14 protein-coding genes are annotated in these 21,358 nt (G+C 39.6%); all 14 read left to right on the top strand.

All coding sequences use genetic code 11. The features are described 5' to 3' along the window. Nucleotide 1: 1 nt before the first annotated feature. The 14 genes from BQ7394_RS01550 (at nt 2) to BQ7394_RS01485 (ending at nt 21,233) form a co-directional block, all read left to right on the top strand. Entirely contained in the window at nt 2-1,057 is a 1,056-nt protein-coding gene (locus BQ7394_RS01550; RefSeq protein WP_075555762.1) for a BF3164 family lipoprotein, read from the top strand. A gap of 8 nt (nt 1,058-1,065) precedes the next feature. Continuing rightward, a complete protein-coding gene (locus BQ7394_RS01545; protein WP_075555761.1) occupies nt 1,066-1,947 on the top strand; it encodes a DUF1573 domain-containing protein in 882 nt (293 codons plus the stop codon). 172 nt (nt 1,948-2,119) lie between these two features. Beyond that, complete coding sequence (locus BQ7394_RS25330) at nt 2,120-2,386, top strand: NVEALA domain-containing protein (RefSeq protein WP_082211614.1); 267 nt, start codon at nt 2,120-2,122, stop codon at nt 2,384-2,386. A gap of 11 nt (nt 2,387-2,397) precedes the next feature. Continuing rightward, nucleotides 2,398-2,658: a hypothetical protein gene (locus tag BQ7394_RS25620; RefSeq protein ID WP_075555760.1), complete on the top strand. Its 261-nt coding sequence runs from the start codon at nt 2,398-2,400 to the stop codon at nt 2,656-2,658. A gap of 64 nt (nt 2,659-2,722) precedes the next feature. Further along, nucleotides 2,723-3,736: a hypothetical protein gene (locus tag BQ7394_RS01530; RefSeq protein WP_075555759.1), complete on the top strand. Its 1,014-nt coding sequence runs from the start codon at nt 2,723-2,725 to the stop codon at nt 3,734-3,736. Between the two features lie 513 nt (nt 3,737-4,249). Then, the gene (locus BQ7394_RS01525) at nt 4,250-5,299 is read left to right on the top strand and encodes a 6-bladed beta-propeller (protein WP_075555758.1); all 1,050 of its coding nucleotides are present in this window, start codon (nt 4,250-4,252) and stop codon (nt 5,297-5,299) included. A gap of 15 nt (nt 5,300-5,314) precedes the next feature. Next, on the top strand, nt 5,315-7,357 hold the full coding sequence (locus BQ7394_RS01520) for a hypothetical protein (protein ID WP_235848647.1): 2,043 nt from the start codon (nt 5,315-5,317) through the stop codon (nt 7,355-7,357). Between the two features lie 20 nt (nt 7,358-7,377). Next, a complete protein-coding gene (lepB, locus tag BQ7394_RS01515; RefSeq protein ID WP_075555757.1) occupies nt 7,378-8,250 on the top strand; it encodes a signal peptidase I in 873 nt (290 codons plus the stop codon). Nucleotides 8,251-8,259: 9 nt separating this feature from the next. Then, nucleotides 8,260-10,095, top strand: coding sequence for an O-antigen ligase family protein (locus BQ7394_RS01510; RefSeq protein WP_394333679.1), 1,836 nt, complete (start codon nt 8,260-8,262; stop codon nt 10,093-10,095). A gap of 97 nt (nt 10,096-10,192) precedes the next feature. Beyond that, nucleotides 10,193-11,266, top strand: a complete 1,074-nt coding sequence (locus BQ7394_RS01505; RefSeq protein ID WP_075556825.1) for an efflux RND transporter periplasmic adaptor subunit — start codon at nt 10,193-10,195, stop codon at nt 11,264-11,266. 20 nt (nt 11,267-11,286) lie between these two features. Next, nucleotides 11,287-14,373, top strand: coding sequence for an efflux RND transporter permease subunit (locus tag BQ7394_RS01500; RefSeq protein ID WP_075555755.1), 3,087 nt, complete (start codon nt 11,287-11,289; stop codon nt 14,371-14,373). Nucleotides 14,374-14,392: 19 nt separating this feature from the next. After that, entirely contained in the window at nt 14,393-15,871 is a 1,479-nt protein-coding gene (locus tag BQ7394_RS01495; protein WP_075556824.1) for a TolC family protein, read from the top strand. Between the two features lie 29 nt (nt 15,872-15,900). Further along, nucleotides 15,901-19,134 carry an efflux RND transporter permease subunit gene (locus BQ7394_RS01490; protein WP_075555754.1) on the top strand — a complete coding sequence of 1,078 codons (3,234 nt, stop codon included), beginning with the start codon at nt 15,901-15,903 and terminating at the stop codon, nt 19,132-19,134. 269 nt (nt 19,135-19,403) lie between these two features. Then, nucleotides 19,404-21,233 carry a Wzy polymerase domain-containing protein gene (locus BQ7394_RS01485; RefSeq protein WP_075555753.1) on the top strand — a complete coding sequence of 610 codons (1,830 nt, stop codon included), beginning with the start codon at nt 19,404-19,406 and terminating at the stop codon, nt 21,231-21,233. Nucleotides 21,234-21,358 lie beyond the last annotated feature (125 nt).

Here is a 21,358-nt window from a genome sequence, read left to right as displayed (position 1 = left end):
AATGAAGCATCTCCTATACATATTAATAGGTATTAGCTGCCTGGGTGCCTGCACGAGTTCTCCGGATACGCACTTCCCAAGATACTCGCACTTTACCGAAACCAAGGCGCTCAGTGCACAGGTTATCAACCTGGATACTATCCTGTTCCGTTACCCGTTCCGGATAACGGTCAGGGATAGTATTGCCGTTATAATGGATCTGCATAATACAGATCATTATTTACATGCGTTTACTTATCCGGCGTGGAAACATATTGCTTCATTCGGCAGACGTGGAGAAGCACCGGAGGAGATGCTTTCAGCAGCAAACATCCAATTTAACTCCTTAGATTCTTTGTGGGCTCTCGATCCTAATAAGATGGAGATCACACGCTGGAAAATATCTCCTTCTACCGGTTCTGCAGAACGGGTAGAGGAGATTAAACTAGACAAGAAACTTGTCCGTTCTTTGGATTTTCACACGATGGAATCGGGCTTTTTAATTCCTGACTACATGGGAGAGCATCGTTTTTGGGAAGTAAACAGTAATGGTGAACCAATAAACAGTAATGGTATAATACCAAGCGAAACAGCTGATGAAGAAACATCTCGTCCGGCACTGGCACAAGCTTGGCGAAGTTTTATAGACTATAATCCAGACAATGGAGTATTAGCTATGGCAACACAGTTGGGAGAAGCAATCGAAATTTATAATTTAAATAACAATACACATAAAGTCCTATACGGGCCAGCAGGAGAGCCAGAGTTCCAAACAGGTAAAGACGGCTCAGGTATCCCAAGTGGAATTATGGGATTTAGTGATATAAAAGTAACAACCAAACATATCTACGCTGTATTTCAAGGTGTTAAATTTAAAGACAAGCTAGCCACCTATCAGCGTGGAGAACGGCCGGAAGATGGAGGAAGATTTATCTATGTTTTTGACCTACTAGGGAATCCGGTTTGTAAATATACCCTCGATCATGCCATATATGGTATTGACATAAACGAAGAAACAAATACGATCGTTGCAACCGAAGTAAAAAGTGATGATCCGATCATAGAATTCAAAATTTAAAGAACAAGATGAAAACTCTAAATCTAATCATACTAGTATTCTTATCTATCTTTTTTTCCTGCAATAACGATCAAAAAGCGAAAGAAAAACATATTGCGCAGTTGGTGAATAAATGGCAGGGCAAAGAAATTGTATTTCCTGAAAACTTGATCTTCACGCGCTATCTGACAGATACAACAGATTACAAATTTCTGCAATCCGAATATAAAGTATTGATATATGTTGACTCTACCGGCTGCACCAGTTGTAAGCTGCAATTACATAAATGGAAAGACTTGATTGAATATACTGATTCCGTTACAAAAGAGAAAGTACCTTTCCTATTTTTCTTTCACTCGAAAGATTATAAAGAAATACACTATCTGTTAAAGCGCGATGGTTTTGACCGTCCTGTCTGCATTGATATGAACGATCAACTAAACAATCTAAATAAGTTTCCGGCAGATATGACTTTCCAAACATTTCTGCTGGATAAAAAGAATAAAGTAGTAGCTATAGGAAATCCAGTACACAATACAGCCATAAAAGACCTCTACCTGAAACAGATTACAAGAAAAGAAAATCCGACTAAAAATACGCTGAAAACAACCGCCAAAGCTACGGAAACGGAGATTGACTTCGGAACCTTCAACAAATCGGAAATAAAAGAAACAGTCATCGAAATAAAAAACACAGGAGACAAACCCCTTGTAATAATGGATGTAAGTACAACTTGTGGCTGTACGATATCCACGCATGACAAACGATCTGCAAAGCCAGGAGAATCCCTTGGAATTGAAATTAAGATGACACCTAAGGAGATAGGATTCTTCAAGGAAGTCGTGACGATCAAATACAACAGTATGAACAATCAACCGGCCAAAGTTATAATTAAAGGGAATGTTCGGTGATCGAACGAAAAATAGTTTACTGCACAACAGATAAATTGTACAAGTAAACTCTCAGAATCCCAGAAAAGGAGGTGTATCATGTAGACTTAGCTACTTTTTGCACACTCAATGAGTGTGTATAGAGGATAAAAACAACAGAAATTGATTTCATAAACTAAAAAAGATAAACACCATGAAAAAGATTATTGGTATCACTATTATAGCTATGATAGCTTTAATGATAAGTTGGAATTTCAGTATGAAACAAAATGAAGTAGAACTGTCAGACTTGGCACTAGCTAATGTAGAAGCCTTAGCACAAGATGAAGGGATTTACCCCCATGGCATCTGTTATCAAACATTATCTTTTGAGCATGTCTTTCCATCATACTATGTTATTTACTGCTTAGGTTGTCAAACTGTTAAAGCTGTTTTATATAGTAATATAAGTAATTGTTAAAATTATTCTGTATGAAAAAAATATCAATTCTATCATTCATTATAGCTTCTTTTTTCATCACAATTGCTAATCAATCTGAAAAGAGTATTGATTTAACATTAATGAACATTGAAGCATTAGCACAATCTGAAGGCAGTTTATTAGGAGAATGTTATAAATATGTAGATTCTCATGGCGGATATCCTGCTTCCTCTGTAATATATTGCGGAGGGATCAACGGATGCACTGAATTACAAGCATATAGCTATAGTCATAAATCAATCTGCCTATAATTCAAAATCCAAAGTATAGAATAGTATTCTATACTTTGGATTTCAATAATAAAAAAGATATATCATGAAACATAAAATATTTCAAATTCTAAACATTACGATAGGTTATTTATATTTATCAACATCCTGTTCGTTCAATAGTAATGAATTAAAGGACACACATATGGGTGAAAATAACTCCCAAAAAGAAATTGACAAATTAGTAGTAAAAGAGATTTATTTAAACGAAATATTTGATGTTTCAGATTTAGCTATAGTAAAAAACAACATAATATTTCAATCAATATCATCTGATACAATTATACACATATATCAGACACCTGATTTTCAGTTGTTAAACAGCTTTGGTCATAAAGGTGAAGGTCCCATGGAATTTTCGAATCCACATTTATACAAAAGTACAAGCAGCCAATTCCTTATTGGAGGATTTAATAGAGGAAAGAATGCCTATGGTTACGATTTAAAAAACAACAATATTAACAAACAAAATCTATATAACATATTCAATACGGGCGAACCAATGAACAATGTTTATTCGTATAATAAATATTTAATATACAACAACATTTTCCAATTAAGTATTTGTAAATATAATTTTGACAATAATTCTACAGAAGTATTATACTCATTCCCTAAAGATGACCATCCTGAAAGTTTTTTCTATTCAAATAAAGGCATATTAGTTGCTAATGATTCCATAATGGTCTATGCATATTTTTACAAAGACAAAATTGATTTCATTGATTTTGATGGCAATTTAAAAAAAAGTATCTTGGGTGAAAAGCAGAAACCACATATTAATATAAATAATTTCAAATCCAATACAAACACATTTATCAATGCATTTGCCTCTAAATCATATATTTTTTTATTATACAGAGGTTTAAATTATGAAGATTTTATGAAGAATCCTTATAAAGACAAATTGCTGATATATGATAATCATGGTAATTACATTAATGAATATAGATTTGACATTTCTCCTATTCTATTCGTATTCGATGAGGTAAACAACATCTTATATGGATATAATGGATTATATAAAGAATGCATTCTTTCCTATGATATCAAAATTTAATTATAAATAATAATCCTCAAACAATAACATATGGAAATATCCCTTATATCGTCAGATTCAACATAAAATCATAGTATTACGAACAAAAAATTACGAAGCTGGTTAGAGATTGTAAAGATACTGTTTAGATACTAAAGGAACAAAAAGAGAACCCTACACTATAGTTTCAGCTGTTATGCTAAACTCCTCAGTAGCTCTTTTAAGGATAAAATGATATTAGTTCAAAATAGAATTTCTAACGTTCAGCTATTTAATTCAAAAAAAACATATTAAAATAAACTAATTAATCCACAACTAAACAAAACAATAAGATCATGAAAAAAGATCTTTGGGACAGTATTCATTACTCACTATGGCTATTGCGGCCGATCGACACTTCAATCGGAGCAAAAATAAAGTTAAGCTATCAGAGCTTCCTTCTACTAACATGGAAACATTAACAAGAAGTGAAAGAATACTAGAAGAGATACAAATTTAGGAGTCTTTTTATTTACACTATTAACAATTCAATGTATGAAATATATATTATTGATTTTTGTCATATTGTACATTAGCTCATGTCAAAAAAGAAAAGAAGAGTCAATTATACCTTTAAATCTTCACGAGTCATCTAATGATATAAAATACTCTCAACTTATAAAATCATTAGACTACATTACTTTAAATCTGGGAGACACTTGTCTTTTGTCAGGAATACAAAAAATATATTTTGATAATGATACAATAATTGTTCAAGATAAAAAGAGAGAAGGGATTTATATCTTTACACACAATGGAAAATTTATTAAACAGATTAATTACATAGGAGAAGGACTTGCTGAATATCATAACGTAAATGCTATTACAGTTGATACAATTTCAAATCATATATATATTTATGACGTAATAAATTTCAAAATAAACCAATATACTTATCAGGGAGAGTTCATTAAATCAGATAAAGTTGAATATTTCATGAAGGATTTTGCTATCACAGTAGAGGGGTATAATATAATGTTCCAACCATATACAAGTAAGACTTATAAAAAAAATGGAGTTTGGATTTGTTCGTCTAATAATAAATTCATAAAACAATTAATAGAACATAAATCTAATAATCAAGAATTTGAATTTATTTCAACATTGTATAACGAAACTTTTGATGGAATATATTACTACGATCGAAATAACGATAATATCTATTTGATAAATGCAGACTCTGCTAAATTATTATATACAATAAACTTAAAACAAAAATCACCAGAAAAAGTACGTAATATTTCAAATCTAAGTCCAATAGAATTGGAAGGGCACTCAATGATGTATGATTTTTGTATTTCATCTAAACATATAATATTTACATATTTCATATTTGGAGAAAATGAGAATCCATTTAGATGGGTACTTTTAGATCGAAAAAGAAAGACAAATATAGTGGTTTGCAAAAATTTAGAAAACGATTTTGATGAAATGAAATCGTCAAATTATAAATTATTCTATTTAAATGACTCAACATGGTGTCGAGTAGTTGATAGACATGAAAAAGACTGTAATACATTATTACAAATAATGCATTTGAAATAACTAATCATATTCAAAATGATGAACACTAAATTAATTAATATAGGACTAACAATATTATCAATGATACTGTTAGCTTGTGATTCTCAAAATGACAAACAATTGAAATTTACACTCGAACTTGCCAAAGAGAACAAACAAGAGCTGAAAAGAACACTAAAACATTATAAAAACGAGCCTGAGAAGTTAAATGGAGCTTATTTTCTTATTAAAAATATGCTTGGCAAACAGGCCATAGACAGTAATTCCGTCAAAAAGATACAGCCTTTTTATGATGCTCTTACAAATCATGTAGAAAAATTTGGCAGTTATAAGAAAAATGTACAATATTCCATATGTGATAGCATAAAACTATTATGTTCAAACACAGAAATATCTCCCCGATATCTACAAGATATTCGGATATTATCATCTAATTACCTAATACACCACATCGACAAATATTTTAACTTATGGCGTAAATACCCTTGGTGTAAAGACATAGATACTGAAACTTTTTATAAATATATCCTTCCCTATACTACCAATAATTACTATTGGGAACAGGCATCATACTTCTTTGACCAGAAGTATGCCGTATTAAGAGATACGATTCAAAATAAATCTTATACAGAAGTGGGTAAACTCATATCTCATCATATTGATACGACATTCTTAAAGGAATGGCCTATCTATGAAGAATATAAAGAACTACTTCCAACTACTTTTCAAAATATAGCATCCGCGCAAATGGGTTCTTGCTTAGAGCAAAACATTTATAAAATTACAGCTCTACGAGCAAATGGTATTCCAGCTGTTTTAAATACACACCCAGGGTGGGCAAATTTTAGTTATAGTCATTTCTGGACTGAAATAATTGGTGATAGACCCATACGGAAATTGTATGATAATACTCAAAGGCCTTATTTTTCAGAAGATGACATATTAGTCAGTGACATGTTTTGGTTTAATGCTTATAATCCATTAATAAAAGACATATCTCCATTAATCACCATTGATTATTGTAGAACAGTGTCTAAAATATTTCGCTTTAACTATGAGATACAAAATAACAGTTTAGTTTTATCTGCACAAGAAGAAATTCCAGCTTTATTCAGAGATCCAGGAATAGAAGACATCACAGATAAATACGTTATAAGCAAAGACATAAAAGTACCATTGTGGAATAGTTCTCATCCAAAAAGATATATCTACTTATGCTGCTATAATGCAGGAAATTGGAATCCTGTTAGCTGGAGCATACCTCAAAAAAAGCAAGCTTCTTTTCAGAAAATGGGAGTTAATGTTCTTTATTTACCCGCCTATTATGACAAAGGGACAATTATTCCTGCTGGAGATGCCTTTATCCTGACTACTAAAGGAGAATTGAAAGGTCTTTCACCACAAATCTCTAAAACTGAAAAAATTGCTACTTTCTACACAAAAATACCATATCGTCTACATACTGCACTTAAAGCTGCCAGTACTGTTGGTACACGTTTTTATCTATGCAATAAGAGTGATTTATCTGACAGTATTTTTGTCCATAAGATAAATGAACCGCCCTTTTATATTGATACATTTAAAATAAAAGACAATAAAAAATATCGTTATATAGTATGTGACTTTCAAAACGTTTATCCAATAGGTGAACCATTTTACATCGCTGAAATAAAAGTGTTCGGAAAAGATAAAAAAATTATAACAGGGAATTGGAAGGGCACAAAAAGCCGATATAAAGTAGGATTGGAAAATATAACAGATGAATCCCGACTCTCATATTATCAACCGGATATGGACGAAAGACAACAGCATATCATTCTTGACATGGGACAAGCCCATAAAATTGAAAAAATAGAATTTTATCCAAGAAGCGATGACAACAAGATCGTGACAGGAGAACTATATGAGTTATTTTATTGGAATGGCAAATGGATATCTTTAGGTCGACAACAGGCAAAAGATGATAAACTAGTGTATTATGATATACCCAAGAATGTAATATTCAGAATTCACAATCATACACAAGGAAATGAACACAGGCCATTTACCTACGAAAACGGAAAACAGGTTTGGTGGTAATAAGATCAAAAAAGATAAACATGACAATAAAATTTATAAACAAAATGCTTGATCAGGGATTGAATTTAATACTGATAAGTTTCTCTGTAATTGCTCTTTGGATATTTTTTCAGGTATTCTTTTTTGCATCTTTTCGTATTCCTAGTGATTCTATGGAACCGGAACTAATTATCGGAGATAATGTACTGGTATATAAAATGTCAATCGGCCCTCGATTATTCAACATTTTTGCTTCCATGCGAAACGAGCAAACAGATATTTACCGCATCCCTGGTTTCAAGAAAATAGATCGTAACGATATCCTTGTTTTCAATTTTCCTCATCCGAACAGTTGGGATAAAATTGAAATGCATATCCTAAAATATTATATCAAACGTTGTGTAGGATTACCGGGAGATACATTATCTATCCGAAACGGATTCTATCATATAAAAGGTAATCATCTTCCTTTGGGTAATATGGATTCACAAAAGAAAATATCGATAACAAATAAATTTCAGGATGGAGTATTCCACAGCTTTCCTTATGACAGTATCATCGGTTGGAATATCAAAGATTTTGGTCCCCTTTATATTCCAGGAAAAGGAGATTCCATCACATTGGATCGGACAAACTATCGGCTATATAAAAAGTTGATCGAATGGGAACAACAAGGAGAACTTCAATATAAGGATTCGACAGCTTTTCTTAAGGGGAGTCCGATCAACGGCTATCGCTTCCGGAAAAATTATTATTTCATGGCAGGCGATAACGGGATGAATTCGCAGGATTCGCGTTATTGGGGATTATTGCCTGAAGAATATATTGTTGGGAAAGCCTGGATTATCTGGAAATCAATAGATCCATACACAGAGAAATTTAGATGGGATCGTTTATTTAAAGTAATTCATTAAATAAAGAGGATGATGTATAAAAGATATATAAGTTGGTCACTACTTGCTGTCAGTGGATTCTTTCTATTGTGTACCGTTTTTGCAACAGACATTAGCCTGGCAAACGGTCTGGTCACAGGAAAAATCCATTGGTATCACCTGGCAATGGTGTTTCTGGTTCTATGTAGTCTGACAACAATCGTCCTTACTAAGCCGGCGAAACAATTTACTTTCTCAGTAGCAGATGGAGCAGTACTGGTTTTAATGGCTATCGTTACATTTACTTATGGCTGGCAACTGAATCCCGAACCGGAGAAAATGTTGTTCGGAGGACAACTGGTTATATTGTGGTTTCTGTTGCGGTTCATATTTACCGGATGGCCGCAGTTGAAGATTTTTTACCTGGTTGCAATTGTAGGGACCGGACTGATAGAAGCAATATCAGGGATGCGTCAATTACATGGATTTGAAGGTTCGAACCATTCACTGTTCAGACTGACCGGGGATTTTTATAATCCGGGGCCTTATTCGGGGTATCTCGCGATGGTGCTACCGGTTTGCCTATGGATGATCCTACGGTTCAACGGCTATAAAAAAGGGGGATGGCGGCAGACTGAAGTTTACCTGTACTATCTGGGGTGGATCAGTTTACTGGCAATTATTGTCATATTGCCTGCCGGAATGAGCCGGGCAGCCTGGATCGCGGCGGCGGTTTCGTGCGGATGGGTTTATTGGATACAAAGTATCGGATGGAAAAAGACTAAACGGTTTATAAAAGGACACCAAGCCTTAACTGTAGTATCATCTTTTTTGATACTGATCCTTGTAGCCAGTGCATTGGCTGGTATTTACGTGCTAAAAAAAGAATCTGCCGATGGCCGGCTACTTTTATGGAAAATAACGACGCAAGCAATAATAAAACAACCCTGGACAGGGACCGGACTCGGTGGTTTTCCGGCGGCTTATGCCGAAACACAAGCAGAATATTTTTCTTCCGGCAGAACTCCGGATACAGAAAAACTGGTGGCCGGATGTCCGGAATACGGGTTTAATGAGTTTTTACAGATTGGTTTGGAACAAGGAGTGTTTGGTTTAATGGTTTTTGTATTGTTGTTAAGTTATTCTTTGTTCCGGGGGGTAAAGAACAGACAGATCGGAGCGGCCGGAGGGATATTGGCGTTGATGGTGTTTAGCCTGGCGTCTTATCCGTTACAATTGCCGGAGTTCTGGGTGGTGTTGGTGGTTTTGATGGGGGTTGCTGATACTGCTGTTCCCACTGACACACCCCCTACCCTCTCTCGAGAGGGGAAAAGGTTACTCTCAGTCGCCGTAATCGGGGGGATGGCAGTATGTTGCGGATGGCTTTTCTGGCAGCAGAAGGAGTATTATAAAGGGTATAAAAAGTGGAATACGATGAAGATGTTATATAATAGCAAAGCTTATGAAGCGGCGGCAGACGGGTATGAAAAGTTGGTACCGTTGATGGGACATAAGCCGGAACTACTATTTGAAACGGCGCAATGCTTGAGTAAGACGGAGCGGTTTGCAGAGGCGAATCGTTTGTTAGAACGGGCAATGAAACTGAGTGCCGATCCGATGATCCATTATATGGCTGCAAAAAACGAACAGGCACAAGGAAATTTCCTGGAAGCTGAATATTTATTGCTACATGCAATCGATATATTACCGGAACGGATCTACCCGTATTATCTGCTTACTAAACTTTATACGGAACCTACTTTCTTTCAGGAAGATAAGTTTATCAAAGCTGCTGATGCCGTATTGAAAAAAGAGCCGAAAGTGGAAAGTACAGCTATACGGGAAATGAGAACAGAAGTTAAAAACATGCTCAACAACATACGATAAAATCGTAATTAGTTTATTTATATATCAATTACGAGAACATCGTAATAATTAATTTGTATATTTGGAAATTGAAAACAGAATCATAGTTTATATGAATATGAAATACTACAATTTGCTGGCAATACTGATCCTTTCCGGAATGATAGCCTGTTCCGGTGAAAAGAAAGGAGACAGTACAGGGGAAGAAACTGTTGAAACAGTTCTACCGGACGAAACCAACGAGGTGACCGTGATGACACTGAAGGCTACTGATTTCAACCATGAACTGATCAGTAACGGCAAATTGTCGGCCCGCCGTCATGTCGACCTGCGGTTTGAATCGTCCGAACCGATTGCTATTATCCATGTAAAAAATGGCGACCGGGTGACCAAAGGGCAAAAATTAGCGGAATTATCGACCTTCCGATTGAAAAACAAAACAGCTACTACAAAAGACGCCTTGGAACGTGCCAAACTGGAATTGCAGGATGTACTGATTGGCCAGGGATATGCGCTGTCGGACTCGGCAAAAGTTCCCCCGGCTACCATGCAGCTTGCCCGGGTAAAGAGTGGCTACGACCAGGCACTGATCCAATACCAGCTTGCCGAATATGAAGAGCAGAATGCAGTGTTGACCGCTCCTTTCGACGGCATTGTTGCCAACCTGTTTGCCAAGCAATATAATACAGCTTCCACCTCCGATGTCTTCTGTACCATTATCGACCCAGTCAGTCTGGAAGCGGCATTCACCGTTCTGGAAAATGAACTGCCTTTAATAAAGAACGGCGACCGGGTAGAAGTGACTCCGTTTGCCCTGAGCGATGTCAAAGCAGAGGGACGTATCAGCGAAATAAATCCGTTGGTAGACGAAAATGGGATGGTACAGGTGAAAGCGGCAGTTACGGACAGAGGCAAGTTATTCGAAGGAATGAATGTACGTGTCAGCATCCACCGTTCACTCGGTAAACAGTTGGTCGTTCCGAAAGAGTCGGTTGTACTGCGTTCGGGAAAGCAGGTGGTGTTTGTTCTGGACAGCACAAAGACAAAGGCCTATTGGACTTACGTGCATACCGGCCTGGAAAATGCAGACAGTTACACGATTGCAGACGGTCTGAAAGAAGATGATATCGTCATTACCAGCGGTAATATCAATCTGGCACATGAGGCTCCGGTTACGATAATTGAAAATTAAGAATTGAAATTTGAAAATTCATGGTTAAATTCTTGTTACAACGTCCTATCGCGGTACTGATGGCTTTTACTGCCTGTTTTATCATAGGGTTGGTGACTTATTTCACTATCCCGATATCGTTGTTGCCGGATATTGCAATACCGGAAATTACGATACAGGTGTCCGGACAAAATACATCTGCCCGCGAACTGGAGAACACGGTTGTCAAACCGATCCGTCAACAACTGATGCAGGTTTCCGCCTTACGGGATATCCATAGCGAGACCCGTGACGGCTCCGGCATTATCCGTCTGAATTTTGACTTCGGAACCAATACGGACCTGGCTTTTATCGAAGTGAACGAAAAGATAGACGCAGCCATGAACTATCTTCCGCGCGAAGTGGAACGTCCGCGGGTAATCAAGGCCAGCGCTACGGATATTCCGGTCTTTTGCCTGAACCTGACACTTAAATCCGATGAAAGCGGAAAGTCAAGTGAAAGCGAGGCTGCTTTCCTCGACCTTTGCCAGTTTGCCGAGAATGTGATCAAACGGCGTATTGAACAATTGCCGGAAGTCGCCATGGTGGATATCACCGGAATGGTAAAACGGCAGTTACAGATTGTACCCGATATAAAGATACTGGAAATGGCGGGGATTACTCTGGACGATCTGGAATCGGCACTTAACTCGAATAATATCGAACCGGGAAGCATGACCGTGCGGGACGGGTACTACGAATATAATATCAAATTTTCTACGCTACTGCGTACACCGGAGGATGTGCAAAACATTTATATCCGGAAAAACGATCGCATATTCCAGTTGAAGGACCTGGCCAAAATCGCTGTTGTCCCTGAAAAAGAGACCGGGGCATCATTGGCCGGAGGAAAACGGGCAGTCACACTGGCCGTAATCAAGCAAACAGACGAGAATATGGACAACATGAAAGAAGCGCTGGAAGGCATAACAGACTATTTTGAGACCATATACCCGGATATAGAATTCAGTGTCAGCCGCAACCAGACAGAGCTATTGGATTATTCGGTGTCGAACCTGAAGCAAAACCTGACATTAGGTTTTATCTTTATCTGTATCGTGGCTATCCTCTTCCTGGGAGATATAAAAATACCCGCCGTGATCGGTTTGAGTATGATAATCAGCCTCATCGTCAGCTTCCTGTTTTTTTACTTATTCAAAATGTCGTTGAACATCATCTCTCTGTCAGGCCTGATCCTCGCTCTGGGTATGATGATAGACAGTTCGATTATCGTAACGGAAAACATCACGCAATACCGGACAAAAGGATTCTCTCTGGACGAAGCATGCGCCAAAGGGACAACAGAAGTAATCACTCCGATGTTGAGTTCCACTTTTACAACAATCGCCGTATTCTTTCCGCTGGTATTTATGAGTGGTATTGCCGGAGCTATATTCTATGACCAGGCTTTTGCCGTAACAGTGGGATTGCTGGTCTCTTATTTTACCGGTATCATGCTGCTTCCGGTATTGTACAAGCTGGTTTACAGTATCCCCGACATCAAACATACCGGTTTTAACCGCAGGATAAAAAATCTGATCAAAGACAGCGCATTGTATGGTTTTTATGACGCAGGTGTCAACTTCACCTTCCGCCATAAAAAAGCGAGTCTGATACTCACTGCCCTAACTCTTCCTCTCTGTGTTTTCCTTTTCTATGAAGTACCGAAAACGCGAATGCCGGAGATCGACCAGAACGAGTTGATCGCTCATATAGAATGGAACGAGAATATTCATATCGACGAGAATAAAGACAGGGTTAGCCGGCTTTTTAACCAGACAGCCGGTGATGTCAAAGAATATACATCCTATATCGGACAGCAACAGTTCTTATTGAATCGCGACCGTGAATTATCCGCCTCCGAAGCCGAGTTGTATTTCAGAACGGAAAAAACATCTGCCATTGCTCCCTTACAGGAAAAGATTTCCCAATGGCTGGATACCAATTATCCACAGGCGGTATTTTCTTTTTCTCCTCCTATCACTGTGTTTGAAAAACTCTTTGTCACAGGCGAAGCCGATGTGGTAGCTGAGTTTTATACACGTAACAAAGCAACAGCACCGGAAGCCTTCGAACTGCAAAAACTGGAATCGGAAATGAAAACGACCACCGGTCAGGCGCCTGTCGGAGTGGCATTCGACAACCAGCTGAATATTTCGATCGACAGACAGAAACTACTCTTATATAATGTCAATTATAATGAAGTGTACCGTCTTCTGAAAACGGCATTCAAAGAAAATGAAGTTGCTACCCTCCGCTCCTACCAGCAATATCTTCCGATAGCATTGGCAGGTGACGGACAGACAATCAATGAAGTATTACAAAACACACTGGTGCAAACACAACCGGACAAAGACAGTAAAAGTCAATATATCCCGTTGCAATCATTGATCAAGGTGACCCAGGGAGAAGACCTCAAAACGATAACAGCCGGGAAAAACGGTGAGTATATCCCGTTTAGCTTCTATAATATCCAAAAGCCGGAGCAGCTGATGGACAACGTAAAACAACTAAGCGGACAGAATTGGGAAATCGACTTTTCCGGTAGTTTCTTTTCCAACCAGAAAATGTTGAATGAACTGGTAGTGATCTTGTTTATTTCACTCCTGTTGATGTATTTTATCCTGGCAGCCCAGTTTGAGAGTTTCCTGCAACCGTTGATCCTGTTGCTTGAAATACCGATCGACGTAGCTGCGGCTTTACTGATACTCTGGATATGCGGGCATACCATTAACCTGATGAGTGCCATCGGTATTGTGGTGACTTGCGGTATTGTGATCAACGACTCCATTCTGAAAATTGACATGATCAATGAGCTGAGGAAAGAGGGAGTCCCGTTGATGGAAGCGATACACGAGGCCGGTCGTCGCCGTCTGCGTCCAATCATCATGACATCACTGACTACGATATTCGGTATGGTACCTTTGTTGTTTACATTCGATATGGGTAGTGAGTTGCAAAAGCCGTTATCTATCGCAATGATCTCTGCGATGCTGGTCGGTACCGCAGTCAGTCTGTTCATCATTCCATTGATTTACTGGTACATCTACCGGAAACATGATGTTACCGAAAAACAAACTGAAGTTTAACGAATTATATAATGCCGTTATGAAGATATATAAGATAATATTGTCATTCCTGTTATTTACCTCCACCGCCCTACATGCACAGACACTGACGCTGTCGCTGGAACGGACGATCTCTCTGGCAGCAGACAGTTCGCTGGAGGCATTCAGGACAAAGAACATGTATCTGGCCGGATACTGGCAATACAGAACATTCAAGGCAGGAAGACTACCGAGCCTGACATTGAACCTGACACCGGCACAGTATTACCGGGATATTACGAAGCGGTATAATTACGATAAAAACGTGGAAGAATATCGTACTCAACAGTCATTCTATGCCAGTGGTAATCTTAGGGTCAAGCAGAATTTCGACTTACTGGGAGGTACCTTCTTTCTGGATTCGGACCTGGGATATATGCGTAACTTCGGGGAAAATACGTATAATCAATTCACGACTATTCCTATAAGAATAGGTTATAGCCAGGATCTTTTAGGCTATAATCCTTTCCGGTGGGAGCGAAAGATCGAACCGCTGAAATATGAGATCGCTAAAAAGGAATTGTTATACAATATAGAAAACATCAGCGAACAGGCCACCACCTACTTCTTCCAACTGGCAATGGCACAGGCCGAATACGATTTGGCCAAAGAGAATGTCGCTTCGACCGATACTCTCTACCGGACAGGACAGGAGCGACATAAGATAGCCTCTATCGACAAGGCAGAACTACTGACCTTGAAACTGGATGCCGTCAATGCACGCAACACATTGCAAAATGCAGATATAGCCCTCAAAAGAGCCATGTTCAGCCTTGCCTCTTTCCTCAACTTCGACAAAAATACGGAAATCCGGTTACGCTTGCCCGGACGTCCGAAAGATATGCAGATATCGGTAGATGAAGCATTAACGCTTGCCCGGGAGAATAACCCTAAATTTCTCGACCTGAAACAAGAGGTGCTGGAAGCGGAACAACAAGTGGACAAGACAAAAAAGGAGGCTATGTTCAATGCTTCCGTCAATGCCAGCATCGGTTTTAACCAGGTGTCAAGCAAATTGAAAAATGCTTACCGTGATCCGTTGCAACAGGATGTTGTTTCCGTATCGATCTCCATCCCCCTGATAGACTGGGGCGTACGGAAAGGGAAACATAATATTGCCAAAAACAATCTGAACGTAGCTCAAATATCCGCCCGCCAGGAAGAATTGACCGTGGAAGAGGATGTGATCATGACAGTCGGTGATTTTAATATTCAACAGCACCTGATCAGTAGTGCTGAAGAAGTGCTCGACCTGGCAGTCATGGCATACGCAGAGACCAAGCAGCGGTTTATGATCGGGAAAGCGGATATCAACAGCTTGACTTTGTCGTTGAACCGCCAACAGGAGGCACAGCGTAACTATATCTCGGCGTTGCAAAACTATTGGCTGAGTTATTTTAAGATAAGGAAGCTGACATTACATGATTTCGAGACCGGGATTTCCTTGTCGAATGAATTTGATTATCGGAACGAGTTATAATTTTCCCGTAGTAAGAAAATAGCTATAAAATGAGTTCATCTCCTAAAATATCATCCTTTACGATTATTGTCGTTTTCCTCTGCATAGCTTTGGCAGGAATAACATTCATTCCTTTACTGCCCATCAAGCTATCGCCTTCACGCACATTGCCCCGGCTGACTATCAGTTATAATATGCCCGGCAATTCGGCACGCGTGATCGAAATGGAAGTGACTTCTCGTCTGGAAGCAATGCTTGCACGCATCAAAGGGATCAAGGAGATCAATTCGACTTCCGGTAACGGATGGGGATATGTGACCGTAGAACTGGATAAGCATACCAATATCGATGCCGCCCGCTTTGAAGCCTCCACCATCGTCCGACAGACCTGGCCAAGCCTGCCTGACGGACTTAGTTATCCGATCCTGGAAATGAGCCGCCCGGATGACAAGGAGTCCGGACCTTTCATGACATATACTTTAAATGCCGCAGCAACCCCAATCTTTATCCAGCGGTTTGCAGAAGATCAGATCAAACCGCGCCTAGCCAGCATTCCGGGAATTTACAGGATAGATGTACGGGGAGCTACGCCGATGGAATGGCGATTAGAGTACGACAGCCGCCAACTGGTTTCACTCGGAATTACCACCAGCGATATACAAACTGCCATCAGTCAATACTATAACAAAGAGTTTCTCGGAACAGGGAATGTAGAGACGAATGGACAGGAGGAATGGATCCGCCTCGCCCTGATACCGGAAGATAGCCGGGATGGTTTTGACGCATCTTATATCACAGTCACCAATAAAGAAGGAAAACTAATCCGTCTGGACCAACTACTGAAAGTAACCCGCCAGGAAGAGGCTCCACAAAGTTATTATCGTATCAACGGATTGAATTCCATTTACCTATCCATTCAGGCGGAAGAAACGGCAAACCAGTTGAAACTGGCAGAACAGGTAAAACAGGAGATGAATCATATCCGTCAGTTACTGCCGCAAGGCTATGAGATACACACGAGTTATGACGCTACGGAATTCATCCACAACGAGTTGGACAAAATATATTTACGTACCGGATTGACTATCCTGATCCTGCTTTTATTCGTTCTATTGATCACCCGGAATGTTCGTTACCTGTTCCTGATCGTTGTCAGCCTGAGTGTAAACCTCTGCATTGCCGTCATCTTCTTTTACCTGGCAAAGCTGGAGATGCAACTTTATTCGCTGGCCGGTGTCACCATATCTTTAAGCCTGGTGATCGACAATACGATCGTGATGACCGACCATATACGTAACCGCCATAACCGGAAAGCTTTCCTTTCTATCCTGGCAGCCACTCTGACTACGATCGGAGCATTGGTGATTATTTTCTTCCTCGATGAAAAAATACGATTGAATTTACAGGATTTCGCAGCTGTGGTGATTATTAATCTGGCTGTATCGCTGGCTGTTGCCCTGTTCTTTGTTCCTGCCATGATAGACAAACTGGGATTGGGACAAAAGAAAAATATAAAGCAAAAAGCCCTATTATCCGAAAGCCAGGAGAGTGGCCGATTCAATCGGTTCAAAATATGGGGTAACAGAGTTCTTAAGCGGTATCCGGTCTATTTCAACCGCTATTACCATGCACAGATCGATTTCCTTTGCCGATGGAAAAAGACTGCTTGTGTAGTGTTAGTCCTAGCATTCGGATTACCGATCTTCCTGTTGCCTGAAAAAATAGAAATGGATGGTAAAGACAAAGTTTACACGGCTACCGACTCGCTATTCATCGAAAAATACAACAAGATTGTATCCGGGGATACCTATAAAGAAAAGGTAAAACCCATCATAGACAAAGCGTTGGGAGGAACTTTACGGCTTTTTGTGCAGAAAGTGTATGAAGGTAGTTACTTTACCCGCAACGATGAAACGGTTCTATCCGTCACAGCCTCCCTACCCAACGGTACTACGTTGGAACAGATGAACCAACTGATGACCCGTATGGAGGCTTACCTGAGTACATTCAAGGATATACGCCAGTTCCAGACAAATGTATACAGTGCCCGTCAGGCAGGTATACGCATATACTTCACCAAAGCTGCCGAACGGAGCGGCTTCCCTTACACCCTGAAAAGCAAGATCATCAGTAAAGCTTTAGAACTGGGCGGCGGTAGCTGGGGAGTATACGGTCTTCAGGATCAGGGGTTCAGCAATGATGTACGGGAAGGAGCCGGGTCATTCAGGATCGAAATGTTCGGATATAATTACGACGAGTTATACGAATGGGCCGAACAATTAAAAGGCAAACTTCTCACCTTCCGACGTATCAAGGAAGTGCTTATCAACTCCGAATTCTCCTGGTGGAAAGACGATTACCAAGAGTTCTACTTCAACCTGAACAAAGCACGGATGGCCCAAGAGAGCATTCTGCCGATCGAGTTGTTCGCCTCATTGAATCCGGTATTCGGAAAAGATATTTATAGCGGAACGATTGTTGTCGACAATGAAGTGGAAAAGCTGAAACTAAGTTCCCGACAAGCAAAGGATTATGATATCTGGAGTATGCAATATGTGCCTCAAACCGTCAAAGACAAGTCTTATAAATTAGCAGAACTGGCAACTGTGGAAAAAGGACAGATGCCGCAGAAAGTAGCCAAGGTAAACCAGCAATACCGGCTTTGCCTGCAATACGAATATATCGGTGCATCCAACCAGGGGAACAAGATACAGGAACGTGTATTGAAGGAATTCAATGCTTCGCTCCCTATGGGTTATACAGCCAAGTCGGAAAGCTATTACTGGGATTGGAACACGAAAGATAATAAACAATATCTGTTATTGTTGCTTATTATCGTAATCATTTTCTTTACTACCAGTATCCTGTTTAACTCTTTGAAACAACCATTAGCCGTCATCTGCGTGATACCGATCTCCTATATCGGCGTATTCCTGACGTTTTATTGGTTCAAGTTAAACTTCGACCAGGGAGGATTTGCTTCATTCGTTTTATTATGCGGTATTACGGTAAATGCCAGCATCTATGTATTGAACGAATTCAATCAGCTACGCGAAGCAAAACCCTCGATGCCACTCTGGCGCATTTACCTGAAAGCATGGAATGCAAAAATAACACCAATTTTCCTTACTGTGATTTCCACTATTCTGGGATTCATTCCGTTTATGTTAGGTCCCGATAAAGAAGCATTTTGGTTTCCACTGGCAGCCGGTACGATCGGAGGGCTAGCTATGTCGATTGCCGGAATCTTTATTTACCTTCCTATTTTTACCTTAAAAAAATAACCATCTTGAACCTATTTAGACCATCTGAAACTATTTTCTTTCCTAATTTTGCGATATCAATGGACAAATTGTTATTTTTTCAAACCCTTCTTGTCCTCTGCGTGTTTAATCTAAGAGCTAAGAAGTAGCACTAAAGAGAACGTCACAACTTGTTTTTTCATCGATCTTCTTCCGGAATTTACATCCATTAATGTAATAACCGGAAAAGGTAGTTATCGATTTTCATAAACAAAAAGCAGAGTCCGATATCACCCTAAAATAAATTAAAGATGAAAATTTTATTCAAGTACCTACGGCTATTATCCCTCTCTACGAGTGGAGCGTTACTATTATGCATTGTATTTGCCGCCAATCCTGACATTGCAGAAGGAACTATCGCCGGCAAAATTTTCTGGTTCCATTTCGCTGTTTTATTACTTGCCTTCAGTGTATTTTTTATGGAAGCCACCATCAAAAAAAGTTGTTTCACATTCACACTACCTGACGGACTGCTACTTCTCTTCACCGGACTGATTCTGATCACCTACGACCGTGAGTTGAACCCACAACCGGAAAGATTGCTCTTTGTCGGTCAACTGACCATGCTATGGTTTATGTTACGAGCTGTCATACAGACACATCCCGAGCTCAGGCTCTTTTTCATTTCGATCATTATATCGACCGGCATGTTTGAAGCGATGTGGGGAATGGGGCATATACACGGTAACCCGGCGGAAGACCATCCACTGTTTAATGGCAGCGGACTGATTTTTAATCCCGGTCCGTTTTCCGGTTATCTGGCAATCGTACTCCCTTTATGCCTGAACCTGGCCCTGCGATTCCGTGATTGCGATAAAATAGCATGGTGGGAAACCAGAACCATGTTGTTTTACCTGTCAGTCATCGGTATACTAATCATCCTGATCGCCCTCCCGGGAGGAGCAAGCCGTCCTGCATGGCTAGCCGCCGTTGCCTCCTGCTGCTGGGTATTCTTTTTACGCAAATCCGGTTGGAAAATCCTGAAACAAAGAGTAATAATGCACAGTAAGACTGTCGTGATCGTTTGTGCTTTATTATTCCTGGGCATTGCAGGATTACCCACTCTGGGTAGTTTTATCCACCCGGACCAATCGGCCAGTCGCCTACTGATGTGGAACGTAACAACCAAAGCAATCTTGGAACAACCTGTGACAGGAACAGGCCTGGGAGGTTTTTCCACATCCTATGCGAAGACGCAAGCCGACTACTTTTCATCCGGAAAAGCTTCCGACATGGAACGGCAGGCTGCCTGTTGTCCGAGATTTGCATTCAACGAGTATCTGCAGATGGGACTCGAATTCGGAATCGCCGGACTGTTACTTTTCTCTTTGTGGATCGGGTTCAGCCTTTATTACGGACTAAAAAACAAACAGATCGGAGCGACGGGAAGCATTATCGCTTTGCTCTTTTTCTCAATGTATTCTTATCCGTTACAATTACCGTCGTTTTGGGTATTACTATTATTCTTCTCGGCTATTTGTGTAACAATACCCGGTAAGTTGCAAAAACCTTCCCCGAAAACATTTCCCTACATCGGAACTTTTGCAGCATTAGCCGCCTGCATGCTATTTTTCGGTCAAAGAGGTTATTACGATTCTTATAAAGAATGGAAAACATTACGACTGCTCAAACAGCAAAATGAACAACAGGTGGCCACACAAGGATACCAGTGTTTATATCCACGTCTCAACCACCGGGTCGAATTCCTGCAGGAAGGAGCCAGATGCCTGTTACAGTGTAAACAATATTCGGATGCTATCGTCTGGAGTCACCAAGCAATCCGGCTAAGTGCCAATCCGGAATTCTATTACATACTGGCAGAAAGTTACCAACAGCTGGGTCTTTATGAGCAAGCCGAGAAGTATTTATTACAATGCCTGCATATCCTGCCGGAAAAGATTGACACCTATTATCTACTGACAAAGTTATATTCGGACGATTCTTATTACCAACCCGATAAACTCAGGTTAGCGGCCTACTCTGTTCTTACCAGACAGCCCAAGGATCAATCGAAAACTATTAAATTAATGAAGGAAGACGTAAACAAGCTTCTTCAATATACAATAATCAAGAATAAATAACAAACAGAATATCGGACAAGCAACACCATTTCCTTTTTATAAACAAGTTTCCATTAATACAACGTAATTATGAGTACAATTTTTAAACCACGATTCCCTCCTATTTTATTGCACATTCAAATTAT

The sequence above is a fragment of the Parabacteroides timonensis genome (assembly GCF_900128505.1).
Lineage (GTDB): Bacteria > Bacteroidota > Bacteroidia > Bacteroidales > Tannerellaceae > Parabacteroides > Parabacteroides timonensis.
The sequence above is the reverse complement of the archived record's forward strand: the minus strand, read 5'-3'. Positions and strand labels throughout refer to the sequence as shown.

Coding starts and splice junctions, on each gene's coding strand:
- BQ7394_RS01490 (WP_075555754.1), top strand. CDS start 15,901: ATGAGTTCATCTCCTAAAATATCATCCTTTACGATTATTGTCGTTTTC.
- BQ7394_RS25330 (WP_082211614.1), top strand. CDS start 2,120: ATGAAAAAGATTATTGGTATCACTATTATAGCTATGATAGCTTTAATG.
- BQ7394_RS01530 (WP_075555759.1), top strand. CDS start 2,723: ATGAAACATAAAATATTTCAAATTCTAAACATTACGATAGGTTATTTA.
- BQ7394_RS25620 (WP_075555760.1), top strand. CDS start 2,398: ATGAAAAAAATATCAATTCTATCATTCATTATAGCTTCTTTTTTCATC.
- BQ7394_RS01545 (WP_075555761.1), top strand. CDS start 1,066: ATGAAAACTCTAAATCTAATCATACTAGTATTCTTATCTATCTTTTTT.
- BQ7394_RS01550 (WP_075555762.1), top strand. CDS start 2: ATGAAGCATCTCCTATACATATTAATAGGTATTAGCTGCCTGGGTGCC.
- BQ7394_RS01495 (WP_075556824.1), top strand. CDS start 14,393: ATGAAGATATATAAGATAATATTGTCATTCCTGTTATTTACCTCCACC.
- BQ7394_RS01485 (WP_075555753.1), top strand. CDS start 19,404: ATGAAAATTTTATTCAAGTACCTACGGCTATTATCCCTCTCTACGAGT.
- BQ7394_RS01520 (WP_235848647.1), top strand. CDS start 5,315: ATGATGAACACTAAATTAATTAATATAGGACTAACAATATTATCAATG.
- BQ7394_RS01525 (WP_075555758.1), top strand. CDS start 4,250: ATGAAATATATATTATTGATTTTTGTCATATTGTACATTAGCTCATGT.
- lepB (WP_075555757.1), top strand. CDS start 7,378: ATGACAATAAAATTTATAAACAAAATGCTTGATCAGGGATTGAATTTA.
- BQ7394_RS01500 (WP_075555755.1), top strand. CDS start 11,287: ATGGTTAAATTCTTGTTACAACGTCCTATCGCGGTACTGATGGCTTTT.
- BQ7394_RS01505 (WP_075556825.1), top strand. CDS start 10,193: ATGAAATACTACAATTTGCTGGCAATACTGATCCTTTCCGGAATGATA.
- BQ7394_RS01510 (WP_394333679.1), top strand. CDS start 8,260: ATGATGTATAAAAGATATATAAGTTGGTCACTACTTGCTGTCAGTGGA.